Origin of the sequence: Sphingomonas sp. SORGH_AS_0870, from assembly GCF_031453175.1 — a bacterium.
GTDB lineage: Bacteria > Pseudomonadota > Alphaproteobacteria > Sphingomonadales > Sphingomonadaceae > Sphingomonas.
In genome coordinates this window covers 2,866,503-2,889,185 of record NZ_JAVIYW010000002.1, presented here as the reverse complement: position 1 = coordinate 2,889,185, position 22,683 = coordinate 2,866,503, and the positions used below count along the sequence as shown (strand labels likewise).

At 68.7% G+C, this 22,683-nt stretch carries 24 protein-coding genes; 7 read left to right on the top strand and 17 right to left on the bottom strand.

Annotated elements, in window-relative coordinates; genetic code table 11:
• Positions 1–12: 12 nt before the first annotated feature.
• From QE363_RS13440 to QE363_RS13390, 11 genes are all read right to left on the bottom strand, one after another.
• A complete protein-coding gene (locus tag QE363_RS13440; RefSeq protein WP_309696012.1) occupies positions 13–720 on the bottom strand; it encodes a ZIP family metal transporter in 708 nt (235 codons plus the stop codon).
• 138 nt (positions 721–858) lie between these two features.
• Positions 859–1,590: a 3'(2'),5'-bisphosphate nucleotidase CysQ gene (locus tag QE363_RS13435; protein WP_309696010.1), complete on the bottom strand. Its 732-nt coding sequence runs from the start codon at positions 1,588–1,590 to the stop codon at positions 859–861.
• The gene (gene cysN, locus QE363_RS13430; protein ID WP_309696009.1) at positions 1,587–3,500 is read right to left on the bottom strand and encodes a sulfate adenylyltransferase subunit CysN; all 1,914 of its coding nucleotides are present in this window, start codon (positions 3,498–3,500) and stop codon (positions 1,587–1,589) included. Before cysN ends, QE363_RS13435 begins: the two co-directional genes overlap by 4 nt.
• A 1-nt stretch (position 3,501) precedes the next feature.
• Positions 3,502–4,401, bottom strand: coding sequence for a sulfate adenylyltransferase subunit CysD (gene cysD, locus QE363_RS13425; RefSeq protein ID WP_058744137.1), 900 nt, complete (start codon positions 4,399–4,401; stop codon positions 3,502–3,504).
• 49 nt (positions 4,402–4,450) lie between these two features.
• The gene (locus QE363_RS13420; protein WP_307099352.1) at positions 4,451–4,669 is read right to left on the bottom strand and encodes a hypothetical protein; all 219 of its coding nucleotides are present in this window, start codon (positions 4,667–4,669) and stop codon (positions 4,451–4,453) included.
• A 39-nt stretch (positions 4,670–4,708) separates the two neighbouring features.
• Positions 4,709–5,962 carry an N-succinylarginine dihydrolase gene (locus QE363_RS13415; RefSeq protein WP_309696006.1) on the bottom strand — a complete coding sequence of 418 codons (1,254 nt, stop codon included), beginning with the start codon at positions 5,960–5,962 and terminating at the stop codon, positions 4,709–4,711.
• Positions 5,963–5,967: 5 nt separating this feature from the next.
• The gene (locus tag QE363_RS13410; protein ID WP_309696004.1) at positions 5,968–6,987 is read right to left on the bottom strand and encodes an arginine N-succinyltransferase; all 1,020 of its coding nucleotides are present in this window, start codon (positions 6,985–6,987) and stop codon (positions 5,968–5,970) included.
• Positions 6,984–8,186 carry a hydrolase gene (locus QE363_RS13405; RefSeq protein WP_309696002.1) on the bottom strand — a complete coding sequence of 401 codons (1,203 nt, stop codon included), beginning with the start codon at positions 8,184–8,186 and terminating at the stop codon, positions 6,984–6,986. Before QE363_RS13405 ends, QE363_RS13410 begins: the two co-directional genes overlap by 4 nt.
• Before the next feature lie 48 nt (positions 8,187–8,234).
• Positions 8,235–9,146: a YdiY family protein gene (locus tag QE363_RS13400; protein WP_307099344.1), complete on the bottom strand. Its 912-nt coding sequence runs from the start codon at positions 9,144–9,146 to the stop codon at positions 8,235–8,237.
• 10 nt (positions 9,147–9,156) lie between these two features.
• Complete coding sequence (locus QE363_RS13395) at positions 9,157–9,672, bottom strand: RNA pyrophosphohydrolase (protein ID WP_309695999.1); 516 nt, start codon at positions 9,670–9,672, stop codon at positions 9,157–9,159.
• On the bottom strand, positions 9,669–10,649 hold the full coding sequence (locus QE363_RS13390; RefSeq protein WP_309695997.1) for an alpha/beta hydrolase: 981 nt from the start codon (positions 10,647–10,649) through the stop codon (positions 9,669–9,671). The genes QE363_RS13395 and QE363_RS13390 overlap by 4 nt, the downstream gene beginning before the upstream one ends.
• A 19-nt stretch (positions 10,650–10,668) precedes the next feature.
• On the opposite strand from QE363_RS13390, the gene QE363_RS13385 reads away from it, so the two are divergent.
• On the top strand, positions 10,669–11,616 hold the full coding sequence (locus QE363_RS13385) for a histone deacetylase (RefSeq protein WP_309695995.1): 948 nt from the start codon (positions 10,669–10,671) through the stop codon (positions 11,614–11,616).
• Positions 11,613–12,980 carry a deoxyribodipyrimidine photo-lyase gene (locus QE363_RS13380; RefSeq protein WP_309695993.1) on the top strand — a complete coding sequence of 456 codons (1,368 nt, stop codon included), beginning with the start codon at positions 11,613–11,615 and terminating at the stop codon, positions 12,978–12,980. The genes QE363_RS13385 and QE363_RS13380 overlap by 4 nt, the downstream gene beginning before the upstream one ends.
• Before the next feature lie 95 nt (positions 12,981–13,075).
• On the opposite strand, the gene QE363_RS13375 is transcribed toward QE363_RS13380, so the two are convergent.
• Genes QE363_RS13375 through QE363_RS13365 form a run of 3 tightly spaced genes read right to left on the bottom strand, consistent with a single transcriptional unit; the run spans position 13,076 to position 14,855 of the window.
• Positions 13,076–13,216, bottom strand: coding sequence for a DUF2256 domain-containing protein (locus QE363_RS13375; protein WP_183950758.1), 141 nt, complete (start codon positions 13,214–13,216; stop codon positions 13,076–13,078).
• Positions 13,216–14,316 carry a 3-dehydroquinate synthase gene (gene aroB / locus QE363_RS13370; protein ID WP_309695991.1) on the bottom strand — a complete coding sequence of 367 codons (1,101 nt, stop codon included), beginning with the start codon at positions 14,314–14,316 and terminating at the stop codon, positions 13,216–13,218. The genes QE363_RS13375 and aroB overlap by 1 nt, the downstream gene beginning before the upstream one ends.
• Positions 14,313–14,855: a shikimate kinase gene (locus tag QE363_RS13365; RefSeq protein ID WP_307099329.1), complete on the bottom strand. Its 543-nt coding sequence runs from the start codon at positions 14,853–14,855 to the stop codon at positions 14,313–14,315. Before QE363_RS13365 ends, aroB begins: the two co-directional genes overlap by 4 nt.
• An 81-nt stretch (positions 14,856–14,936) precedes the next feature.
• On the opposite strand from QE363_RS13365, the gene QE363_RS13360 reads away from it, so the two are divergent.
• The 4 genes from QE363_RS13360 to QE363_RS13345 are packed head-to-tail and all read left to right on the top strand — an operon-like array spanning position 14,937 to position 18,793.
• Positions 14,937–15,071 carry a hypothetical protein gene (locus QE363_RS13360; RefSeq protein ID WP_307099327.1) on the top strand — a complete coding sequence of 45 codons (135 nt, stop codon included), beginning with the start codon at positions 14,937–14,939 and terminating at the stop codon, positions 15,069–15,071.
• A 46-nt stretch (positions 15,072–15,117) separates the two neighbouring features.
• Positions 15,118–16,920 (top strand): hypothetical protein, encoded by a 1,803-nt coding sequence (locus tag QE363_RS13355; protein ID WP_309695989.1) that lies wholly within the window; start codon positions 15,118–15,120, stop codon positions 16,918–16,920.
• Positions 16,917–17,831: a tyrosine-type recombinase/integrase gene (locus QE363_RS13350; RefSeq protein ID WP_309695987.1), complete on the top strand. Its 915-nt coding sequence runs from the start codon at positions 16,917–16,919 to the stop codon at positions 17,829–17,831. Before QE363_RS13355 ends, QE363_RS13350 begins: the two co-directional genes overlap by 4 nt.
• 11 nt (positions 17,832–17,842) lie before the next feature.
• Positions 17,843–18,793 carry an acetyl-CoA carboxylase carboxyltransferase subunit alpha gene (locus QE363_RS13345; RefSeq protein ID WP_309695985.1) on the top strand — a complete coding sequence of 317 codons (951 nt, stop codon included), beginning with the start codon at positions 17,843–17,845 and terminating at the stop codon, positions 18,791–18,793.
• Positions 18,794–18,917: 124 nt separating this feature from the next.
• Here QE363_RS13345 and QE363_RS13340 read toward each other — a convergent pair whose 3' ends face one another.
• Positions 18,918–19,097 carry a Flp family type IVb pilin gene (locus QE363_RS13340; RefSeq protein WP_307099319.1) on the bottom strand — a complete coding sequence of 60 codons (180 nt, stop codon included), beginning with the start codon at positions 19,095–19,097 and terminating at the stop codon, positions 18,918–18,920.
• Between the two features lie 131 nt (positions 19,098–19,228).
• Entirely contained in the window at positions 19,229–19,420 is a 192-nt protein-coding gene (locus QE363_RS13335) for a Flp family type IVb pilin (RefSeq protein WP_309695983.1), read from the bottom strand.
• A gap of 32 nt (positions 19,421–19,452) precedes the next feature.
• Between QE363_RS13335 and QE363_RS13330 the strand changes: the two genes are divergently transcribed.
• The gene (locus QE363_RS13330; RefSeq protein WP_309695981.1) at positions 19,453–19,917 is read left to right on the top strand and encodes a (deoxy)nucleoside triphosphate pyrophosphohydrolase; all 465 of its coding nucleotides are present in this window, start codon (positions 19,453–19,455) and stop codon (positions 19,915–19,917) included.
• Here the strand turns inward: QE363_RS13330 and QE363_RS13325 are convergent.
• Positions 19,863–22,604, bottom strand: a complete 2,742-nt coding sequence (locus tag QE363_RS13325; RefSeq protein WP_309695979.1) for a DUF5695 domain-containing protein — start codon at positions 22,602–22,604, stop codon at positions 19,863–19,865. The two genes, QE363_RS13330 and QE363_RS13325, sit on opposite strands and share 55 nt — an antisense overlap.
• Between the last annotated feature and the right edge of the window lie 79 nt (positions 22,605–22,683).

Genomic DNA, 22,683 nt, shown 5'->3' with positions numbered 1-22,683 from the left:
GGCGGTCCCGCCTCAATGGGCGAAATGCGTGACGCCCAGCATCAGGGCCATGCCCGCCAGCGTCGCCATGCTGGTCCAGAGCCGGGGATCGAGCGCCCGGCTGCGCGGCACCAGCTCGCACGCGCCGATATAGAGGAAGGCCCCGGCGAACAGCGCCATCAGCGGCGCGAGCATCCCGCTGGGGATCGCGATGGCCAGCCCCAGCACCACGCCCAGCATCGGTGCCAGCCCGTTGACCAGCAACCAGCGCCGCGCCGCCGCTTCGGAGCGGGCGGCGAGGCTCAGGCTGACCGTGTTCACGCCGTCCGCCACGTCATGGGTCAGCACGGCCAGCGCGATCATCCATCCCGCCGCCGTATCGATCTGAAACGCCAGCCCGATGCCCAACCCGTCCATCAGGCTGTGCAGGCAGAGCATGGCCGGGCCCAGATGCCCGCGCCAGGATTCGGCGGCGCGTGGGATGCCCGCCAATAGCCGGTCGAGCAGCATATAGCCGCCCAGCCCGGCGGCGGAGAACAGCATCAGCCCGCGCACCGGCCAGCGCCCCTCGGCGAGCCCCAGCGCCTCGGGAATCAGGTCGAACAGCGCGACGCCCAGCACGATCCCGGCGGTCACGCCCAGGACCAGCCCGATCCGGTGCTGGAGACGCAGCGCCAGCAATCCGCCCGCCAGCGTCGCCATCATCGCCGCAAGACCGAAGGCCAGGGGAATGAACGTCATCGGGCGGACCGCGTAACGGAAGGGGCAAGGGGGGCAGGCGGCATATATTCCCCATGGACCAGCCGATGTGACGTTACAAGGTTACCTGTAACAGTCGCGGTCGCCTGCCGGGACGGGATGGGTGGGCCCGGTCGCGCGCTATCCGCGCGCGATCGCGTCCAGCACCTGCGCGGCGACCTCGCGCCGACAGATCAACAGATCGGGCAGCAGGGGATTCGCGCAATTATAGACGAGCGGACTGCCGTCGATGCGCGAGGCATGAAGCCCGGCGGCCAGGGCAACGGCGGCGGGGGCGCAATTGTCCCATTCATATTGGCCGCCGTCATGCAGATAGACATCCGCACGCCCCTCGACCACCGCCATCGCCTTGGCCCCCGCCGACCCCATCGGGATCAGCGTCGCGCCGAGCCGGTCGCCGACGCACCGCGCGATCTCGGGCGCGCGGCTGCGGCTGACGACGACGCGCAGGCCCGCCGGGCAGGGGGGATGGACCGGGGGAAGGTCGTCGGTTGCGAACACCTGCCCCCGCGCCGGGACGGCCACCGCGCCGAGCGCCGGGCGACCGTCGATGGCGAGGCCGATATGCACCGCCCATTCGTCCGACCCCTCGGCATATTCGCGCGTGCCGTCGAGCGGGTCGACGATCCACACCCGGCTGGCCGCGCACCGGGCGCGGTCGTCGAGCGACTCTTCGGACAGGATGAAATCGTCCGGCCGTGCGGCGCGCAGCCGGTCGAGGATCAGCGTGTTGGCGTCACGATCCCCCCTGGCACCCAGCGCCGCGCCTTCCAGCCCGCCATTAACCTGCAAATCGCGGAGCAGCGCCCCCGCCTCGACGGCGATGGCTCGTGCGAGTTTGGCATCGGTCACAGGTCGTAGCTCCAGACGCCCAGTACATGCTCCACGATCCGCGAGGCGGCCTGTTCCGCCGTCTCCTTCGTCGTGTCGACGCGGATTTCCGGCCGTTCGGGCGCTTCATAGGGGCTGGAGATGCCGGTGAACTCGGCAATCTCGCCCGCGCGCGCCTTGGCATACAGGCCCTTCACGTCGCGCTCCTCGGCGACGGCCAGCGGCGTGTCGATGAAGATCTCGACGAATTCCCCTTCGGGCAGCAGCGCGCGGACCATGTCGCGCTCGGCCTTGAAGGGCGAGATGAAGGCGGTCAGCACGATCAGGCCCGCATCGGCCATCAGCCTGGCGACCTCGCCCACGCGGCGGATATTCTCGACCCGCCCGGCTTCGGAGAAGTCCAGGTCGCGGTTCAGCCCGTGGCGGATATTGTCGCCGTCCAGCAGGAAGCTGTGGCGGCCCATGGCGTGCAGCTTCTGTTCGACCAGATTGGCGATGGTCGACTTGCCCGACCCCGACAGGCCGGTGAACCACAGCACGCGCGGCGACTGTCCCTTTTGCCGGGCATGCGCCTCGCGGGTGATGACGGTCGACTGCCAGTGGACGTTCTGCGCGCGGCGCAACGCATGGTCGATCATCCCCGCCGCGACCGTCGCATTGGTCGCGCGGTCGATCAGGATGAAACCGCCCAGCGCGCTGCCCTTCGCATAGGGCTCGAACACGATCGGGCGGTCGGCATAGACTTCCGCCAGGCCGATATCGTTGAGCGCCAGCGTATCGGCGGGGCGTTCCTCCTGACTGTTCACATCGACGACATGACGTGGCGGCTGGACGGTCGCACCGACCAGCTGCGTGCCGAGCTTGAGCGAATAGCTGCGCCCCGGCACTAGCGGCGCATCGGCCATCCAGACGATGGTGGCGACGAACTGGTCGGCGACCTCGGGCGGGTCCTCGGCCGCCGCGATCACGTCGCCGCGCGAGCAGTCGACCTCCTCGGCCAGCACCAGGGTCACGGCCTCGCCTGCGATCGCCTGATCCCGGTCGCCGTCATAAGTGACGATCCGCGCGATGCTGGTCGTCCGGCCCGATGGCGCGATCCGCACCCGGTCGCCGACCGACACCCGGCCGCTGGCGATCAGCCCGGCAAAGCCGCGAAAGTCCAGGTCGGGCCGGTTGACCCATTGTACCGGCATCCGGAACGACGCCGCGACCGCGCGGTCGCCGTCGATCGCCACCGTCTCCAGATGCGGCAGCAGGGCCGGGCCGTCATACCAGGGCATGTCGGGCGACAGCGTGGTGACGTTCGCGCCGGTCAGTCCCGACAGCGGGATGGCGGTGAAACGCTCGATCCCGATGCCGCGGGCGAAGGCGGCATAATCGGCGACGATGGCATCGAAGACCGACTGGTCGTTGCCGACCAGATCCATCTTGTTGACCGCCAGCACGATCTCCTTGATGCCGACCAGATGCGCCAGATAGCTGTGCCGCCGCGTCTGGGTCAGCACGCCTTTGCGCGCGTCGATCAGGATCACCGCCAGGTCGGCGGTCGAGGCGCCGGTCACCATGTTGCGGGTATATTGCTCGTGACCGGGCGTATCGGCGACGATGAACTTGCGCTTCTCCGTCGCGAAGAAGCGATAGGCGACGTCGATGGTGATGCCCTGCTCGCGCTCGGCGGCGAGGCCGTCGACCAGCAGCGCGAAGTCGATATTGGCTCCTTGGGTGCCAACGCGGCGGCTGTCCGCCTCCAGCTGGCTGAGCTGATCCTCGAAAATGGTCTTGGAATCATAGAGCAGCCGACCGATCAGCGTCGACTTGCCGTCATCGACCGAGCCGCAGGTGATGAAGCGCAGCATCGACTTGGCGGCATGGGTGGCGAGATAGGCGTCGATATCGGCGGCGATCAGCGCATCGGGTTGATAGGCGGTCATCTCAGAAATACCCCTCGCGCTTCTTCTTCTCCATGCTGGCGGCCTGATCGTGGTCGATCGCGCGCCCCTGCCGCTCCGAGGTGGTGGTCAGCAGCATTTCCTGAATGACCTCGGACAGCGTCGCCGCCTCGCTCTCGACCGCGCCGGTCAGCGGATAGCAGCCCAGCGTGCGGAAACGGATCGAGCGTTCGACCGGCACCTCGCCCGGCTTCAGGCGGAAACGGTCGTCATCGACCATCAGCAGCATCCCGTCGCGCTCCACCGTCGGGCGGGGGGCGGCGAAATAGAGCGGCACGATCTCGATGCCTTCTTGAAGGATGTACTGCCAGATATCGAGTTCGGTCCAGTTGGACAGCGGGAAGACGCGGATGCTCTCCCCCTTGTGGATGCGGCTGTTGTAAAGGTTCCACAGCTCGGGCCGCTGCGCCTTGGGGTCCCAGCCATGCGCGGCGGAGCGGAAGGAGAAGACGCGCTCCTTGGCGCGGCTCTTTTCCTCGTCGCGCCGCGCGCCGCCGAACGCCGCGTCATAGCCGCCCGCGGTCAGCGCCTGCTTCAACCCCTCGGTCTTCCACATGTCGGTGTGGCGGCTGCCATGGTCGAACGGGTTGATCCCCAGCGCCTCGGCCTCCGGATTGCGGTGGACGATCAGCTCCATCCCCGCCGCCTCGGCGGCACGGTTGCGCAGTTCGTACATCGCCTGGAACTTCCAGGTCGTGTCGACATGGAGCAGCGGGAAGGGGGGGCGCGCCGGGAAGAATGCCTTCTTGGCCAGATGGAGCATCACGGCCGAATCCTTGCCGACCGAATAGAGCATCACCGGCCTTTCGGTCTCGGCAACGACTTCGCGCAGGATGTGGATGCTCTCGGCTTCGAGGCGCTGAAGGTGGGTTAGGCCAGTCATCGGATTGTCAGATAATGTCGCCAGCGAACCGCGCGACCAACTTATCCTGTCAATCGCGATAGTCCCGCTCCAGCGAGTCCAGAATCCGCGCACCCGCCATGAACACCGCAATGGGGCAGGCGGCGAACAGGATCTTGCCGGGAAGTCCCGGATAAGCGGTCAGATAATGCATCCCGCGCTCGACCGCGCCCAGGCCGAGCCCATAGATGACGAGAAACGCCTCGAACTTCGTCTTGATGGTGAACAGGGCGACCAGGCGAGACCACATGCGGCGCTTTACACCACCGCTCAGGCCCCGCGCCAAGCCTCAACCGGCGGCCAATATGAGACAGTCGAGCGATTCCAGCAGCGCGCGCCGGGCCCCCTCGACCTGTGCGACGAGGCGGGGATCGGCGATCCCGGTCGGATCGATCGCCTCGGGCCAATGCGCCTCGACGACGGCGGCGATCCGGTCGAGCGCGGCATGATCCACCAGGAAGCGCGGGTCGATGGTCGCGGGGTCGGCGACGACGCGCAGCCGCAGACAGGCGGGGCCGCCGCCATTGGCCATCGATTCGCGGACGTTCACCACCTCCAGCCGCCGGATCGGGCCATTGCCCGCGACATGCTCCTGTAGCCAGGACCAGACGGCGGCGTTGTCGCGCGCCTCCTGCGGCAGGATCAGCGTGGGCTGGCCGTCCGGCGGGGTGACGAGCTGTGCGTTGAACAGATAGGAGGTGATGGCATCCTCCAGGCTGACCCGTGCGGCGGGCACCTCGACGATCTCGACATCGGGCATCAGGGTGCGCAGGTTAGCGTGGAGGCTCTCCCGGTCGGCAAAGGCCTGTTCATGCGCGAACAGCACGCGTTCATTGGCGACCGCGACGACATCGTTATGGAAGGCGCCCGCCGCGATGGCGGCATCCGACTGGCGCGCGAACAGCACCCGGTCGGGCGACAGGCGATGCGCACGTGCCACGGCTTCGCACGCCTGACGGTGCTGGCGCGCCGGGAAGGGGCCGCCGCTCTCGCCATAGACGAAGACCTCGACCCCGGGATGATCGTGGCCGCTGCACAGCCGCATATGGTTGGCCGCGCCCTCGTCGCCGAACGGGGCGGGGACCGGCGGATGGACGACGAAGGCCGGATCGGCGAAGATCAGCTTGAGCTGCGCCAGCGTCGCGGGCCATTCGTGGCTGCGATGCGGCATGGTCAGCAGGTTGGCGACGGTCAGGTGGCATCGCCCATCGCGCGTGTCGGGCGCGGGCGAGACGGTCGCCGCATTGGCCGCCCACATCGCCGAGGCGGACAGGCTTTGCGCCTTCAGGACGGGCGAGGCGGCGTCATAGTCGGTCGCCAGCCGCCCGAGCCAGCCATGATCGGGCCGGGGATGCGGCAGGAGGATGCCCTGCACCAGTCCCAGGTCGAGATTCGCGCGCATCTTGGCGATCCCCTGAAGCGCGGCGGCGCGGGGGTGCGAGGTCCTGCCCGCATTGCGGGTCGCGGCGAGATTGCCATGGCTGAGCCCCGCATAATTGTGGCTCGGCCCGATGATGCCGTCGAAGTTGATCTCTCTCAGCATGACGCTCACCGATCGATATGCAGGACGGTGTCGCCGACCGCCAGGTCGAGCGTGTTGGCGGCCTGTTCGGACAGGATGACCCCGCCGTCCCCGTCGCGGACCTCCGCCAGCGCGCAGCGGAAATCGGTCAGCCGTCCCGCCGCCACCAGCGCCTCGCGCCCCGGATGCGCATCGATCGCGACCACCCGGCTTTCGCGCGCGTCGCGGATGGTGCGCACCTGGTCGGTCCGCGCGGTCATGGTCGGACCGCCGTCGAAGATGTCGATATAATGCTCGAAGGCGAAGCCCTCATTCTCCAGCATCCGCATCGCCGCGCGGCCCGAGGGGTGGGGCAGGCCGATCGCGGCGCGCGCGGTGTCGGTCAGCATCGCGGTGTAGATGGGATGCTTGGGCATCAGGTCGGCGATGAACTGGTGGCCGTGGATCGCATTGAACTGGTCGGCCTCCTGGAAATTCATCCCGAAGAAACGCCCTGCCAGCCCGTCCCAGAAGGGCGATCCCCCCGCCTCGTCGATCACCCCGCGCAGCTCGGCCAGCACCCGGTCGGCGAAGCGCGCCCGGTTGGCGCGCATGAACAGGTAGCGACTGCGCGCGAGCAGCAGGCCCAGCCCGCCCGCGCGCTCGCCGGGGTGCAGGAACAGACCGCCGACCTCGCTCGCGCCCTCCAGATCGGTGGTCAGCGACAGCATCTCGGCGCGGAAGGTGCGCTCCAGCTCGCGGCTATGCTGGGTCAGCGTGCCGATGCGATAGCTGTAGAAGGGATGCTTCTGCCCGACATGGGTGAAGATCTGGCAGGTGCCGCGCACCTCGCCGGTCGCGCGGTCCTCCAGCATCAGGACGAACAGCTCGTCCTTGACCTTGCCGTCGCCGTCACCCGCAAAGGCCTCATGGCTGCGCGCCAGCTTGGCGGTCAGCGCGCGGCGGTCGGGGGGCAGGTTGGTGAAGCCGCCGCCGGTCAGCTTGGCCATTTCATACAAATGGCGAAGGTCGCTATCGACCGCGGGGCGGATGCAGAAGCTGCTCATGCGGCACCGATGATGCGCAGGATGGTCAGCGCCGACAAGCCCGCGCGTTCGGCCAGGCTGTCGATCAACATATATTCCTCCGCCGAGTGGATCGCGCCGCCGCGAACGCCCATGGTGTCGACCACCGGAACCCCGGCCGCGGCGATGTTGTTGCCGTCGCACACCCCGCCCGTGTCGCGCCAGCCGATGGTCAGACCCAGATCGCCGCCCGCCGCGCGCACCGTCTCGAACAGCCGGGCGGCACCGTCGTCGATCGGTTTGGGCGGACGGTTGAAGCTGCCATGCACCGCCACGCCCACGTCATGCTCGGCGGCGATCCGCTCGGCAATGGCCTGCATCGCGGGGCCGGTCCGCTCGATCGCGGCGAGCGCGCGGGGGCGGAAATTGACGTGCAGCATGGCGAGGTCGGGCACGACATTGTTCGGCCCGCCGCCATCGATCCGCGCCGGGTTGACGGTGATGTCGTCCGAGCCCAGCCGCGCCAGTTCCAGCGTGATCCGTGCGGCGGCGACGATGGCGTTGCGCCCTTCCTCGGGATTGCGGCCCGCATGGGCGCTGCGCCCACGCACGACGATGGTGAAATTGCCGGTGCCGCCGCGCGCACCCGCCAGCGTCCCGTCGGGCAGCGCAGGTTCATAGGTCAGCGCGGCGACCTTGCCCGCCGCGACGCGCGCGATCAGCGCCGCCGACGATGCGGAGCCGGTTTCCTCGTCGGAGTTGATGAGGACGTCATAGCCGAACCGTTCGGCCAGCGGGCTCGCCTCCACCGCCTGGAGCGCGGCGAGCAGGACCGCCAGCCCGCCCTTCATGTCGGCGACGCCGGGCCCGCCGATGCGGTTGGCGTCGAGCCGCGTCACCGCCTGAAAGGGGTGATCGGCCGGATAGACGGTGTCCATATGGCCCGTGAACAGCATCTGCACCGGCGCGTCGCGCCGGACCGAGAGATGCAGGTGGCGGCCATGGTCGAGGGGGGCGAGCCGCCCGTCCGCACCGACCCGCTCGACCCGGTCGGGATCGACCAGGGTCAGCGTGCCGGGCAGGGTGCCGAATCGCTCGGCCAGCCGATCGGCCATGATCGCCAGTCCGGGCAGGTTGCGCGTGCCGCTGTTGATCGCGGCCCATTGCTCGACCAGCGGCAGCATCGGATAGGCGGCGGCGGATGCCACGGCGTCGCGTTCGATGGGTGTCAGTCTCTCCATCGCGCGAGACTATGCCATGCCATGGGGGCAGGTGAACCCCCCGCCGCGTCAGAAGCTGTACACCACCGAGGCGCGGGTGATCGTGTCGGTCGTCTGGCGGCCCGCCGGCGGCTGGCTTTCATACTGGACATTGTACGAAATCTGCGCGGAGAGCGGCCCGAACACCTTGGCGTTCAGCGCCGAATTGGTGCCGATCGTGCTGTTGAACTTCTGCAGATAGGCCGAGGCGCTCTGGGTCAGCGACATGGCCGGGGTCAGTTTCCAGACGAAGTTCAGATTACCGCGCGCCGCCAGCGCGCTTTCGATCCGGCCGTCGGTGAACTCGGTATGCCGGAACGCCGGGCCGAGTTCGACGTCCAGCGTCATGCGGGGTTTCCGGATCGCGCTGTAACCCGCACCCGCCGAAGCCGAGAAACGGTTGAAATAGCCGAGAAAACGGTCGCCTTCATATTGCGCCGCGCCGTAAACGTAATTGTTGGCGCTGAGTTTGTAATTGGGTTCGTAGGACGCGACATAATGTTCGCGGCTGGTGACGTTGAAACTCTCCTGATAATCGCCCTGGACGTGCAGCTTGTGCCGCCATTGCAGCCCCTCGCGCGTCAGGTCGAGCACGCCGGTCAGGCCCAGATTCTGGCTGTTGCCCGTCGTCGCGAACCCGCCCAGTTCGACGCGGCCATGCCACAGGTCGAAAAAGGTCGCCTCGCGCAGCGTCCGGCTGCGGCTGGCGGTCTTTTCGTCGCGCCAGACATCGGCCATCGCATCGATCGCGTCGGCGGCCTCGGGCACGGCGTTGCGGGCATATTTGACGACCGTGGTGATCTCGGTCTCGTTCCCGCTGGCGATCGCGGCCTCCAGCATGGCACGGATCGGCGGCGGGATCAGCGCGGGGTCGGGATCGTTCGGCTCGGCATTGGCCAGCAGGCCGAGCGCCATGGGGATCAGCAACAGCCGGGTCTTCATGGTTCGTGCCTTACGCCTTTGGCGGTTCCGCGGAAACGGCGCGGGCCCCGTGGCCTGCGGTGAAATGCGCCGCGAAGACGACCAGCAGTTCCTCGTACAGCGCCTTCTTGAACGGCACGATCATCGCGGGCAGCGTCTCCGGCTCGGCCCAGCGCCAGGCGCGGAATTCGGGATGCTCGGTCTCGATGCGGATGTCGCCGTCCTCGCCCAGAAAGCGATAGAGGAACCAGATCTGCCGCTGGCCGCGCCATTTGCCCTTCCACACCTTGCCGATCATGTCCTCGGGCAGGTCATAGGTCAGCTCGCGAGGGGCCCTGGCGATCAGTTCGACCTTGTCGGCGGTGACGCCGGTTTCCTCGAACAACTCGCGAAGCCCCGCCGCATCGGCATCCTCGCCCGGATCGATCCCGCCCTGCGGCAGCTGCCACGCCTCCAGCGTCGAATCGATCCGCTGGCCGACAAAGACCCGGCCGTCGCGGTTCATCAGGATGACGCCCGCGCAGGGGCGATAGGGAAGGTCGGTCATGGCTGTTGTCCCATTTCGCTATGCCCCATCGCCTCGGCGATCAGTGCGCGCAACGCAAGCAGAAATCCGGTCAGGTCGGCAACGCCGGAGGGGATCGCCTTGCGGAGCGTCGCAAAGCCGTGGATCGTGCCCCGCGCCTCGCGGAAGGTGACGGGCACGCCCGCGCGCGCCAGCGCGGCGGCATAGGCGCGGCCCTGATCGCGGATCGGATCGCACTCGGCGGTGACGATGACGGCGGGCGGCATGGCGGTCAGGTCGCCGCGCATCGGGGCGGCGCGGACATCGCCCAGGTCGGCGGCATAGCAGGCGACGAACCAGTCCAGCATCGCGCGCGTCAGGAAATGCCCCTCGGCGAAATCGCGCAAGGACGGATGCGCGCGGCCCATGTCGGTCGCAGGATAGAGCAGCCCCTGCGCGATCACCGGCACGGCGGCGGGCCGGTCGCGCAGCGCCATGGCGGTGACGGTGGCGAGCGTCCCGCCCGCGCTGTCGCCGGTGACGATCAACCCGGTCGTACCCGGCTGTCCCGCCAGCCAGCGCGCGGCGGCCTCGCAATCCTCGGGCGCGGCGGGCCAGGGATGTTCGGGGGCGAGGCGGTAATCGACCGACACGACCGGCAGGTCGAGCCGCCGCGCCATCTCGGCCGCCAGCGAGGCGTGGGTGTAAATATCCCCGATGACGAAGCCGCCGCCATGGCAGAACAGCACGACCGGGCCGGGCGCGCGCTCCTCGCGCGGATCGAACCGCCGCGCCGGGATCCCGCCCGTCGGGCCCTCGATCGTGAAGGACCGATCGGTGCCGAGCGGCCCGACCGGCGGATCGGTCAGGTCGCGCGCCGCGCGCATCATCTGTCGCGCCCTCTCGGGCCCCAGTTCATGCTGCGGCGGGCCGGGCAGGCGGTTGTAATAGCCGAGGAAGCGGGCAACATCGGCGCGCAGTTCGGGCAACGGGGCCGGGGCCCTCCTATCGCGGGTCATGGCTTCCTAACTAGGGCGCATGATCCATGTCGTCCATCACCCGTCCTATGTGACGGAGGCCCCGGCCCGCTCCACCTATCGCTGGGGCAAGAATGGCGCGATCCGCGACCTGCTGCGTGCGAAGGGGGATGATGTCGCCTGGACCGAGCCGCTGCCGATGCCGCGCCGCTGGCTCGAGGCGGTGCACGATCCCGATTATGTCGCCGAGGTGCTGGAGGCGCGGGTGCCGCCGGACAAGACGCGGCGGATCGGCTTTCCCGTCACCGAACAGGTCGCGTTTCGGGCGCAGGCGGTGCCGGGGGGAAGCTGGACGGCGGCGATGCTGGCGCTGGAGCATGGCTTTGCCGCCAACACCGCCGGGGGCAGCCATCATGCGCTGGCGACGACGGGCGCGGGCTATTGCGTGTTCAACGACCTCGCGATCGCGGCGGTGCGTCTGGTCGAGGAGGGGACGGTCGGGCGTGTCGCGATCGTCGATTGCGACGTGCACCAGGGCGACGGCACAGCGGCGCTGACCGCCGGGCGGCCCGATATCGTCACCTATTCGATCCATGCCGAAAAGAACTTCCCCGCGCGCAAGGCGCGCTCGACGCTGGACGTCGGATTGCCCGACGGGGTGGACGATGACGGCTATCTGGCCGAGCTGGACGCGACGCTGCGCCCGTTCCTCGCCGAGCATAGGCCGGACATTATCTTGTATCAGGCAGGCGTCGATCCCTTCGTCGACGACCGGCTGGGACGCTTGTCGCTCAGCCAGGCGGGGCTGGTCGCGCGCGAAAACCTGATCGCCGACCTGGCGCTGGCGCACGCGCTGCCGCTCGCCAGCACGGTGGGCGGCGGCTATGGCGACGATGCGATGGCCATTGCCGAGCGGCACGTCACCGCGCTCATGACGCTGGGCCAGAGATTGGCGCGGCGACCGGAACGCGGGGAACCGGAACGGGATCGAAACGTAACGGCTGCATGACATCCCCGCATATCGTCTGGTTTCGCCAGGACCTCCGCCTTCACGATCAGCCCGCGCTTCTGGAGGCGGCGCAGGCGGGGCCGGTCATCCCGGTCTATATCCTGGACGATGAGACGCCCGGCGACTGGCGGATCGGCGGCGCGCAGCGTTGGTGGCTGCATCACAGCCTCACCTCGCTGGGCAAGGATCTGGAGGCGCTGGGCAGTCGCCTGATCCTGCGGCGCGGGTCGGCGGTCGCGGCGATCCGCGCGCTGGTCGAGGAGACGGGCGCCGCGCAGGTCCATGCCATCCGCCATTACGAACCCTGGTGGCGCGCGGCCGAGGACGAACTGGGCGACGTGCTGACCCTGCATGACGGCAATCACCTGGCCCGCCCCGAATGCGTGACGACGGGCGGGGGCAAGCCGTTCCGCATCTATGCGGCCTTTTGGAAGGGCTTGCAGGGTCATATGCCGCCCGCCCATCCGCTCGACGCGCCTGACCAGCTCGTTGCGCCGGAGGCATGGCCCGAGGGCGATGCGCTGGCCGAGTGGAAGCTGCTACCGACCAGCCCCGACTGGTCGACCGGCTTCGGTCAGGACTGGGAACCGGGCGAGGCGGCCGCGCGCGAGCGGATGGCGGATTTCGGGGCCAAGGCCTCGGTCTATGACACCGCGCGCAACATGCCGTCCGAGGAAGGAAGCTCGCGCCTGTCGCCGCATCTGCATTTCGGTGAGGTGTCGGCGCGTGCGGTGTGGCACTCGCTCGACCGGCATGGCGATACCGAGACGTTCCGCAAGGAACTGGCGTGGCGCGACTTCACCGATGGCGTGGTGATGGCGCTGCCCGATTATGCCGATCGCAACGGGCGCGAGGCGTTCGATCGGCTGCCCTGGCGCACGGGCAAGGCGGCGGAGGCCGACCTCAAGGCGTGGCAGACCGGCAGGACCGGATACCCCATCGTCGATGCCGGTATGCGCCAGCTCTGGACGACCGGATGGATGCACAACCGGGTGCGGATGATCGCCGCCTCCTTCCTGATCAAGCATCTGCTGATCGACTGGCGCGAAGGCGAACGCTGGTTCTGGGACTGTCTGGTCGATGCCGATTACGGCAACAATTCGGTGAACTGGCAATGGGTGGCGGGGACCGGAATCGACGCCAATATGTTCGGCCGGATCATGGCACCGCTCAGCCAGTCGGAGAAGTTCGACGCGGGGGATTATATCCGTCAATGGGTGCCGGAGTTGCGCGACCTGTCCGATGCGGTGATCCATGATCCCGACGAGGCGGGACGGCGGCCCAAGGGCTATCCGGCCAAGATCATCGGCCACCGCGAGGGGCGCGAGCGGGCGCTGGCGGCGGGGAAGGCGGTGCGGGGATAGGGTGGGACGTGGCCTTCGACTTCGCTCAGGCCGAACGGAGGTGAGAATGGCCTGACCCGTTCAGCCCGAGCGCAGTCGAAGGCCAAGCGAAAACCTTACCGCTTCCTGCGGCAAGCATCCGAGCAATAGACGACCTGATCCCAATCCCGCGCCCATTTCTTGCGCCAGGTGAAGGGGCGTCCGCAGGCCGGGCAGGTCTTGCTCGGCAGGTCCTGCTTGCGGACGCCATTGGGCATCAGCGCGCTTCCGTGTCCAGGAACGCCGCCACGTCGACCAGATCGACCGTCTTGTCGAGATAGGTCTGCCCGATCCCGCGCGCGAGCAGGAAGGGCAGGGTGCCCGCCGCCATCTTCTTGTCGTGCTTCATATGCTCGACCAACGTCGCGGACGGCGCATCGATCCCGGCGGCGGCGAGGCCGTCGGGCAGGCCGACCGCGCGCAGATGCGCGGCGACCCGCTCGGCATCCTGCCCCTCGCAAATCCCCTTGCGCACCGAATAGCGGAAGGCGAGCGCACAGCCCGCCGCGACGCCCTCGCCATGGAGCAGCCGGTCGGAGAACCCCGCCTCCGCCTCCAGCGCATGGCCGAAAGTGTGGCCGAGATTGAGCAGCGCGCGGATGCCGTTCGTCTCATGCTCGTCCGCCGCCACGATCCGCGCCTTGGCCGCGACCGAATGCGCGATAGCATGGACCCGCGCCTCCGCATCGCCCGCCAGCAGCGCAGGGGCATTGGCCTCGCACCATTCGAAAAAGGCGAAATCGTCGATCAGGCCATATTTGACGACCTCGGCATAACCGGCGCGCACCTGGCGCGCGGGCAGCGAGTCGAGCACGGCCGGGTCGATCAGCACCATCGCGGGCTGGTGGAACGCGCCGATCAGGTTCTTGCCCGCCGAGGTGTTGATCGCGGTCTTGCCGCCGACCGACGAGTCGACCTGCGCCAGCAGCGTCGTCGGGATCTGGACGAAGCGGCAGCCGCGCTTGACGATCGAACAGGCGAAACCGACCAGATCGCCGATCACCCCGCCGCCCAGCGCGATGACATGGTCCGACCGCTCCACCCCCAGTTCGAGCAGCCGGTCGCAGACCCGCTCCAGCATCGCCCAGCTCTTGGTCTTCTCGCCCGGCGGCAGGATGATCGCCTCGCTGACGACGCCCGCATCGGCCAGCGACGCCTGGAGCATGGCCAGGTGCGGGCGAACATTCTCGTCGGTGACGATCGCCATGGTGCGGCCGCGCGACAGCGGCGCCAGTATCTCGCCCGCGCGCGCCAGCAGGCCGGCCTCGATATGGATGGGATAGCTGCGGTCGCCCAGCGACACGGTGACGGTCTTCATCGTCCGATGGCTTTCAATATGGCGTTGACGGTGGCCTCGTGCGGGCCGCGCTTGCTGGAGACGTGGATGGGGGCGAGCGCATAGATCGGATTGCGGACCGCCGAGAGCTCGCGCAGCACCTTCAGCGGGTCCTTGCCGCGCAGCAGCGGGCGGGTGTCGCGCCGCCTTACCCGCTCGGCGAGCACCTCGGGGCTGGCGTTCAGCCAGATGGCGGTCGCCTGTTCCAGGATCAGTGCGCGGGTCTCGTCATTGATGAACGCGCCGCCGCCGGTCGCGATCACCTTGGGACGGCCATCGACCAGCCGCGCGATCACGCGCCGCTCGCCGTCGCGGAAATAGGGTTCGCCGAATTGTTCGAAGATTTCGGTCACGCTCATGCCGGCGGCTTGTTCGATCGCGTGGTCGGCATCGACGAAGGGCACGCGCAACCGATTCGCCAGACGGCGGCCCACGGTCGACTTGCCCACGCCCATCAGGCCGACGAGCACGATCGGCGAACCGGTCCAGCTTGCATCAACGGGGTTGTGGCTTTGCAACATTGCACTCTGCGCTATACAGCGGGCGCGCGCCCGGCAACACCGACCGGGCTTTCACGGGTCCATTATAAGGTTTTGCGTTTCATGTCCCGTATGGTCGTATCGCTTATCGTCCTGCTCGTCGTCATTGTCGGGGGGCTGTTCCTGCTCTCGGGCCGGGCGACCGAACGGCCCGTGACGCAGGTCGAAAAGGCGGTCTCGCTTGGCAACCTGCAATAAGCGTCGTCGCGCCCTCCGCCATGTGCCGAGGGCCGTCGCGCTTCTGATGGCCGGCGCGGCCGCGCTGGCCGCCGCGCAGGATCGTCCCGAATCGCTGCTCCCGCCGGGGTTCGGCCAGCCGAGCGCGCCGGGCGCTCCCCGGCCGACGCCGCGTGGCACCGCGACGCCCCGCGCCACGCCGCGTCCGGTCGCGAGCGGGACGCCCGTCGCGGTGCCGTCGCCCGCGCCGACTCCGGCCCAGGCCGACCCGGTCGGCGCGCTGATCGAATCGCTGTCGACCCCGGTTCCGACCCCCACGCCATCCCCTTCGCCGACCCCGGCGATGGATGCGCGGACGCTGGCGGAATATGAGCTGCCCGCTTCGTCGCGCCGGTCGCTGGCGCTGGTCGGGCCCGCCGGGCCGCGCGAGGGCGCGATGGGGCCGGAAATGTTCGCCGGGGCCGATGGCCGCGTCGCCGAGGCGCTGATGCGGCGCCTGTCCGCCCCGCTGCCGTCGCGCTGGATGTCGATCCTGCTGCGCCGGACGCTGGCCGCGCAGCTGACGACCCCGAATGGCGTGAACGGCGCGGATTTCGCCGCCGAACGCGCCTGGCTGTTGCTGCGCATGGGCGAGGCGCAGGTCGCGCGCGCGGTCGTCCAGTCGGTCGATACGGCCAATTATACGCCCAAACTCTATCAGGTCGCGATCAACGCGCTGCTGGCGTCCAGCGATCCGGCCGGGCTCTGTCCGCTGGCGGATCGCGGTGCGGCGGTGACCGGGCTGGTCGGATACCGCGTCGCGCAGGGCATGTGCGACGCGCTGGCGGGCGATGCCGCGCGTGGCATCGCCATCGTCCGGCAGGTCCGGCGACAGCGCGCCGCCGACGATTTCGACCTGAAGCTGGCCGAAAAGCTGATCGGGTCGGGCGGCAATGGTCGCCGGGCGGTGACGATCGAGTGGAGCGGCGCGGACCGGCTGACGACCTGGCGCTTCGGCCTGTCGACCGCGACCGGCGTGTCGATCCCCGAAGACTATCTGTCCTATGTCGGCCCGCAGGTGCGCGGCTGGCTGGCGACATCGCCTGCCGTCCCAGCCACCGAGCGCGCGAGCGTGGTCGATCAGGCGGCGGCGATGGGCGTGCTCTCCAACGTCGCGCTGGTCGATTTCTATGCGGCGCTGGCCGATAACGACCAGGCCAGCCGCGCCCAGGGCGCGATCGCCGACGATCTGCGCAATGCCTATGCCGCCGGGGATGCGGGGGCGCGGTTGAGCGCGATCCGTTCGCTCTGGGGGGATGGCGTACGCACGCCCTATGGCCGGTTGATCCTGACCGCACGGGCGGCGGCTCGGTTGCCGGTGGTGGACGATGGCGAGGAGGCGGACCGGCTGGTCGCCTCGATGCTGTCCGCCGGACTGGATCGCAGCGCAGCGCGCTGGCACGGCGCGGTCAAGCAGGGCGGCGATGGCTGGGCGATGATCGAGCTGACCGATCCCGAGCAGCAGGGTCAGGTCCCGTATGACCGCATCACCGGCTATGCGGGTACGGGCGGCGACACGCGGTTGAAGCAGCGGCTGTTCTTCGCGGGGATGGCCGGGCTCGGCCGCCTGTCCGCCGCCGATATGGAGCGCGGGGCCGAAGCCTTCGACGTCCGCATCGGCCAGCGCAATCCCTGGACCGAGGCGTTGGAACAGGCGGTGGCCGACGGGCAGACCGGCATGGTCGTCCTGCTCTGCGCGATCGGCATGCAGACCGGCAGCTGGAGCGGCGTGCCGCCCCAGGCGCTGTACCGCATGGTCGAGGCGCTGCGCAGCGTCGGGCTGGACGGCGAGGCGCGGATGATCGCGGCGGAGGCGATCGCGCGGGCATGAGCGCCACCGACCCCGTACTGACCGACCGGGCGCTGATCGACCGTTTCCTGGAGATGATGGCGGCGGAGGCGGGGGCGGCGGGCAACACCGTCGCCGCCTATCGCTCCGATCTGCGGCTGGCGGGCGAGGCGATCGGCGGGCTGGCCGACGCGGATGAGGCGGCGCTGCGGCGGCTGGCGGACGGCTGGTGCGATCTGGCCAACGCCACCGTGGCGCGCAAGGCGGCGGCGCTGCGACGTTTCTATGCCTTTCTGTACGAAGAGGGGATGCGCGAGGACGACCCTTCCTCGGTGCTGCCGCGACCGGGCCAGCGGCGCGCGCTCCCCAAGATCCTGAGCCATGCCGATATCGACCGGCTGTTCGCCGCGATCGGCGAGCGCGTGACGGCCGCGCATCCGGCCCCCGCCGACCTGCGGCTAGCGGCCTTGATCGAGCTGCTCTATGGCTCCGGCCTGCGGGCTAGCGAGCTGGTCGCGCTGCCCCGCAACGCCATCCATCCCGACCGGCCGTTCCTGATCCTACGCGGCAAGGGCGGGGTCGAGCGGATGGTGCCGATCTCCGACCGCGCGCGCGCGGCGGTGGCGGCGTGGCGCGCGCATGTCCCGGCGGACAAGCCCTGGCTGTTTCCCGGCGGCAAGAAGCACCTCTCGCGCATCCGCCTCTATCAACTGGTCAAGGCGCTGGCGGCGGAGGCGGGCATCCCGCCCGACCGGGTGAGCCCGCATGTCCTGCGCCATGCCTTCGCCACCCATTTGCTGGGCGGGGGCGCCGATCTGCGCGCGGTGCAGGCGATGCTGGGCCATGCCGACATCGCGACGACCGAAATCTACACCCATGTCGAGGCGGGTCGGCTGGTCGAACTGGTCAACACCCGCCACCCGCTCGTTGATTTTCGGGACAAGCGCCCTTAGGCGGTAGCGCCATGTCAACGAGCTTCCTCGATTTCGAGAAACCCATTGCCGAGCTTCAGAGCCGGATCGACGAACTGCGCGACACGACCGCCGAAGGGACGGTCGATATCGGCGCGGAGATCGCCAAGCTTCAGGCCAAGTCGGACAAGCTGCTGCGCGATACCTTCGCCAAGCTGACCCCGTGGCAGAAGACCCAGGTCGCCCGGCATCCGCAGCGTCCGCATTTCAAACATTATGTCGCCGGGCTGTTCGACGAGTTCGTGCCGCTGGCGGGCGACCGCGCCTTTGGCGACGACCAGGCGATCATGGGCGGCTTCGCGCAGTTCCGGGGCCAGCGCGTGATGGTGCTGGGCCATGAAAAGGGCGAGGATACCGCCAGCCGCCTGCGCCACAATTTCGGCATGGGCAAGCCTGAGGGCTATCGCAAGGCGATTCGCCTGGTCGAGCTGGCCGATCGCTTCGGCCTGCCGATCGTGACGCTGGTCGACACCTCGGGCGCTTTTCCCGGCATCCAGGCCGAGGAGCGCGGCCAGGCGGAAGCCATCGCCCGCTCGACTGAGGCCTGTCTGGCGGCGGGCGTGCCGGTCGTCTCGGCGATCGTCGGCGAGGGCGGCTCGGGCGGCGCGGTGGCGCTGGCGGCGGGCAACCGGGTGCTGATGTTCGAGCATGCCGTCTATTCGGTGATCAGCCCGGAAGGCTGTGCCTCGATCCTGTGGCGCACCGCCGACAAGGCATCCGAGGCGGCCGAGGCGATGCGCGTGACCGCGCAGGACTTGAAGGGCTTTGGCGTGATCGACACGATCGTGGCCGAGCCGGTCGGCGGCGCGCACCGCGATCCGGCGGGGGCGATCGCCAATCTGGGCGATGCGGTCGAGAAGGCGCTGGGCGAGCTGGGCGGCCTGGGCCGCGACGAGCTGAAGCGCGGTCGTGCCGCCAAGTTCCTGGCGATGGGGCGGCTTTAATCGGCGTCGGCCGCCTGGACGGCCGGGTCTGAAACGAAAAGGGTCGGCGACCGCATCACGCAGTCGCCGACCCTTTTTCTCGTATCCTGCAAGCGGCGTTGGCGCCGGTTGCCGGGTCCGTTCATCAATTGGCGCTGGACGAATTGTTGAGGCGGGTCGAGACGTTGGTGAAGGTGTTCTTCAGGCTGTTGCCGAGCGTCTGCATCGCACCGATCGCCGCGACCGCGATCAGGGCAGCGATCAGGCCATATTCGATCGCCGTCGCGCCCTTGCTGTCCTTCATCATCTTGCGGATCGTCTTCATTCCGGGCTCCATTCCTTTGAATGCCGTGTTGACCAGTCACAGTCTGAGCCGGAGGGCCGGATCAGCTGGTTATTCATAGGCTTGTATTCATTGAAGAAAGTTTAATTCGCGGGTTTCCGGCCGAGCGCGGATCAGGTCGCGTCGGTCAGGGTCGTACTGATCCGGTCGAACACGGCCTGGAGGTCCACGCCGATCTGCGACAGGGCCGCGACGATGACCAGCATGACACAGGCTATGATCAACGCATATTCGACGGCGGTCGCGCCGCGATGGTCCGCCGCGATTTCGCGTGCCAGGGTGAGGATCGGGCCGAGCGCTTTCATCGATTCTATGGCGTAACGAGGAAAGGTTAAGAATGTCTGTCGAACCCATGGCCCGCCCGCTCTTTCCGGTCGTCGCCGCGGCGCTGGTCGATGGCGAGGGGCGGGTGCTGTTGCAGCAGCGTCCGGCGGGCAAGACGCTGGCCGGGCTGTGGGAATTTCCGGGCGGCAAGCTGGAGCCGGGCGAAAGCGCCGACGAGGCGCTGATCCGTGAACTCCATGAGGAACTGGCGATCACCGTCGATCTCGCCGCACTGGAGCCCGCGGGCTTCGCGACCGAGATATTGCCCGACCGGCATCTCCTGCTGCTGCTCTATGTGATCCGGCGCTGGTCGGGCGAGCCCGTCGCGCTGGAGGCGGACGGGCTGGTGTGGCGCACGCCGGAGGCGATGGACGCGTTGCCCATGCCCCCGGCGGACGGCCCGTTGGTGCGTCAGTTGCGCGCTTATCTGGGCGAGAGGACGACCTCGGTCGGCCCGGCGGCCAACGGCACCGAATAGCCGCCGCGCTCCATCACCCCCCGATCGGGCGTATAGGCGCGGCCGCCGGTCGTCGTGGTCTCGACGAACAGCCGGGCCTGCGGCGTGTCGGCCCTGGCGGGATCGAGGATCAGCCGCACCGTGCCGGTGGCGGGGATGTAGCGCGCCTCGGCGATCTTGCCCGCCTCCAGCGTCAGCCAGAGCCCGGCGGGCGCGACGAACAATCGGCTGCGCGCGCCGTCCTTCGGCACGACGCGGATCGTCCCGTCCGCTTCTGTCAGGTTGCCGCCATAGGACAGCCAGCCCAGCCGGGGATCGTTCACCACATAGGTGGCGGCGGCATAGGCATGGCCGAAAAAGCCCATGCCATAATCCCCGCTATACGGATCCCACTCCATCCGGTCGGGCCAGCTGTGGAAGGCGGCGGAGGAGGATCCGTCCTGGCCGATATTGGTGATCCCGCCCATCAACCCGCCATAGGCGACGCGCAGCAGATGCAGGTCGGCCGGGTTGCGCCGGAACGAATCGAACAGCGGGATGGCGTTCAGCGTCGATCCGTAATGATGGATCTGCCGCTCCAGCCGGGGATATTTGCCGCCATAGAGGAAATCCCAATAGCGCCGGGCATTGCCGTTATAGCCCCAGCTGGGGATGGACGGGTCATAGCCCAATATCACCTCGCGCGTGACGTCGGCCTGCGGGCCATAGCCGAAATAGCGCATCCAGGCATAGACTTCGGCCTGGCCGGTCGAGTCCCACGCCATCTCGCTGCCAAAGGGATAGCGCAGCGTCCGCCAATGGTCCGCGCGCCCCTTCATCAGCGCCTCCACCTCGGCGGCCTGGGCGGTCCAGCCCTCGCGCTTCAGATCGGTCAGGATGTCGACGAAGACGTCTCCTTCCATCAGGCCGTATTGCGCATAATGCGGCGCGTCGCGCATCATCGCGGTGATGGTGCGATAGGCATGGTCGAGATACCAGCGCCAGTCATGCACCCGCGTCATCCCCGGATGGTTGCGCGCGATCCGGTAGAGTGCCCAATGCCCCGCCGCGACATGCGGGTAATTATAGGCGCGACCCAGATCGTCCGCCTGATCCTTCTTCCACGAGGTCCAGCTCTGCCAGTCCTTGGCGGGTTGATAGAGAGAGGGGAAGGCGGCCGGGTCGTAATAGAACAGGCTCTTCTTCACGCCGCCCGCATGCGGGCCGTCGGCGACCTGGAGGCGGCCGACCACCGTCTTGTCGACCAGCTCCTCGATCCGGGCGAGTTCGGTCGCGTCGGGATTGTCGAGCTGCTTCATGACGGCGGCGACCCAGCTGCCCGCGCCGCCCTCGTCGCTCATCCCCGAAATCCACACGCGCGGATCGGCGGTGACGATGCGATCCGCCTCGCGGTCATAGGTCAGGATGGCGGGCGACCGGCCAAAGGGATCGTCCTTGCCCTCATACCATTGCCGCGTCGTCGCGAAGTGGCCGAGATCGGCCATGGTCCGCTCGAGCGGCTTGGTGACGAAATAGGGAATGGTCTGGACCTGGCCGTCGGCATAGGTCAGCGACAGCCGCGCACGGCCCCATTGCCGCCCGCGCACCGACAGCTTCTCCCAGCCGGGCTTGCCCGCCGCCCGCGTCACCTCCAGCGCGCCCGCCGGATAGCTCTCGATCCCGGTGATGGGCGAGGGGGCCCGGACGAACAGCGACGCGTCGAGGTCGCTCGGCACGACATAGCCCGGCACGCCGACGACGACCGGCCGCTTCTGCGCGATCAGGGTCGGCTCGATCCCCCGGATGCTGGGCGCGGCGACGAAGCGAAGGCCGATCCGGCGGCTCTCGCCGGGGGCGAGGCGGATGCTGGTCGGCGCATTCCACGGCGCGCCCGCCTTGGTCCAGTCGGTCTGCGCATAGGCGGCGCTGGCGACCGTCCAGTCGTAAAAGCCCTCCGACGTCTGGGCGCGCGGGCTCGCCTCGGCGATCACCGCCTTGCCGCCGGTCTCGCGGACCGTGGGGATCGGAACATAGGCCTCCAGCGGCGTTGCGGCCTGGGGCAGGACCAGCAGCGCGGGGCCCGCGCCGTTCAGCCGCGTCACCTGCACATAGCCCGCGTCGCGACCGATATAGGGATCGGCGAAGCTCGCCTGGGTATGCGCCTGTTCGAGCGTGCGGTCGGTGATGATGTTGTCGAACACCATCGGCAGGCCCAGCCCGCCAATCTCCACCGTCTCGCCGCTTGTGTTGGTCAGCGTGAAGGCCAGCCCCGGCGCGCCCGCCGCGTTCGTCCATTCGCGCACGATGCGCAGCGGCAGTCCCGGGCCCATCGTCGCGGTCATGTCCGCCGCCGCCAGTACGCCGCCCTTCGCGGGCAGGGCGCGGACCGGCACGCGTTGCTTCGAGGAGGAGAAATCCTGCCACGGCCCGGTGCCGGTACGGACCCGCAGGTGCAGGTCGCCCAGATGGTTGTACCCATTGCCGCTCCGCTCCCGCGACCGACCGACCGGCAGGAAGTCGAAAGCGGGATCGGCGAGCGGCGACAGGCTGCGCGCGGTCTGGCTGGCCGGATCGAGTCTAAGGCGGAAGGCGCCGACGCGCATCGCCGGGGCGGAGGGTGCGGCCGCCTTGGGCCCGGTCGCACGGGGCACGGCCTTCTGGGCCGGAACCGCCGCGACGGACAGCAGAGCCAGTGTCACGGGGAACAGGCGGAACGGAGAACGACGCATCGAGAACCCTTTCATCGGGTGTCGCTTCGCCGGTTATGGCAACGCGATTGACCCTCTCTCCAACGAACGCTAACGGTAT

What these genes read in the sequence shown, in the direction of transcription:
- QE363_RS13385 (WP_309695995.1), top strand. Translation starts at nt 10,669, where the DNA reads ATGATCCATGTCGTCCATCACCCGTCCTATGTGACGGAGGCCCCGGCC.
- QE363_RS13335 (WP_309695983.1), bottom strand. Translation starts at nt 19,420, where the DNA reads ATGAAAGCGCTCGGCCCGATCCTCACCCTGGCACGCGAAATCGCGGCG.
- QE363_RS13420 (WP_307099352.1), bottom strand. Translation starts at nt 4,669, where the DNA reads ATGTGGTCTCGCCTGGTCGCCCTGTTCACCATCAAGACGAAGTTCGAG.
- QE363_RS13410 (WP_309696004.1), bottom strand. Translation starts at nt 6,987, where the DNA reads ATGAGCAGCTTCTGCATCCGCCCCGCGGTCGATAGCGACCTTCGCCAT.
- QE363_RS13375 (WP_183950758.1), bottom strand. Translation starts at nt 13,216, where the DNA reads ATGCCCAATGGCGTCCGCAAGCAGGACCTGCCGAGCAAGACCTGCCCG.
- QE363_RS13405 (WP_309696002.1), bottom strand. Translation starts at nt 8,186, where the DNA reads ATGGAGAGACTGACACCCATCGAACGCGACGCCGTGGCATCCGCCGCC.
- QE363_RS13400 (WP_307099344.1), bottom strand. Translation starts at nt 9,146, where the DNA reads ATGAAGACCCGGCTGTTGCTGATCCCCATGGCGCTCGGCCTGCTGGCC.
- QE363_RS13355 (WP_309695989.1), top strand. Translation starts at nt 15,118, where the DNA reads ATGGCCGGCGCGGCCGCGCTGGCCGCCGCGCAGGATCGTCCCGAATCG.
- QE363_RS13440 (WP_309696012.1), bottom strand. Translation starts at nt 720, where the DNA reads ATGACGTTCATTCCCCTGGCCTTCGGTCTTGCGGCGATGATGGCGACG.
- QE363_RS13380 (WP_309695993.1), top strand. Translation starts at nt 11,613, where the DNA reads ATGACATCCCCGCATATCGTCTGGTTTCGCCAGGACCTCCGCCTTCAC.
- QE363_RS13390 (WP_309695997.1), bottom strand. Translation starts at nt 10,649, where the DNA reads ATGACCCGCGATAGGAGGGCCCCGGCCCCGTTGCCCGAACTGCGCGCC.
- QE363_RS13345 (WP_309695985.1), top strand. Translation starts at nt 17,843, where the DNA reads ATGTCAACGAGCTTCCTCGATTTCGAGAAACCCATTGCCGAGCTTCAG.
- QE363_RS13365 (WP_307099329.1), bottom strand. Translation starts at nt 14,855, where the DNA reads ATGTTGCAAAGCCACAACCCCGTTGATGCAAGCTGGACCGGTTCGCCG.
- QE363_RS13330 (WP_309695981.1), top strand. Translation starts at nt 19,453, where the DNA reads ATGTCTGTCGAACCCATGGCCCGCCCGCTCTTTCCGGTCGTCGCCGCG.
- QE363_RS13360 (WP_307099327.1), top strand. Translation starts at nt 14,937, where the DNA reads ATGTCCCGTATGGTCGTATCGCTTATCGTCCTGCTCGTCGTCATTGTC.
- QE363_RS13415 (WP_309696006.1), bottom strand. Translation starts at nt 5,962, where the DNA reads ATGCTGAGAGAGATCAACTTCGACGGCATCATCGGGCCGAGCCACAAT.
- aroB (WP_309695991.1), bottom strand. Translation starts at nt 14,316, where the DNA reads ATGAAGACCGTCACCGTGTCGCTGGGCGACCGCAGCTATCCCATCCAT.
- QE363_RS13340 (WP_307099319.1), bottom strand. Translation starts at nt 19,097, where the DNA reads ATGAAGACGATCCGCAAGATGATGAAGGACAGCAAGGGCGCGACGGCG.
- QE363_RS13395 (WP_309695999.1), bottom strand. Translation starts at nt 9,672, where the DNA reads ATGACCGACCTTCCCTATCGCCCCTGCGCGGGCGTCATCCTGATGAAC.
- QE363_RS13325 (WP_309695979.1), bottom strand. Translation starts at nt 22,604, where the DNA reads ATGCGTCGTTCTCCGTTCCGCCTGTTCCCCGTGACACTGGCTCTGCTG.
- cysD (WP_058744137.1), bottom strand. Translation starts at nt 4,401, where the DNA reads ATGACTGGCCTAACCCACCTTCAGCGCCTCGAAGCCGAGAGCATCCAC.
- cysN (WP_309696009.1), bottom strand. Translation starts at nt 3,500, where the DNA reads ATGACCGCCTATCAACCCGATGCGCTGATCGCCGCCGATATCGACGCC.
- QE363_RS13350 (WP_309695987.1), top strand. Translation starts at nt 16,917, where the DNA reads ATGAGCGCCACCGACCCCGTACTGACCGACCGGGCGCTGATCGACCGT.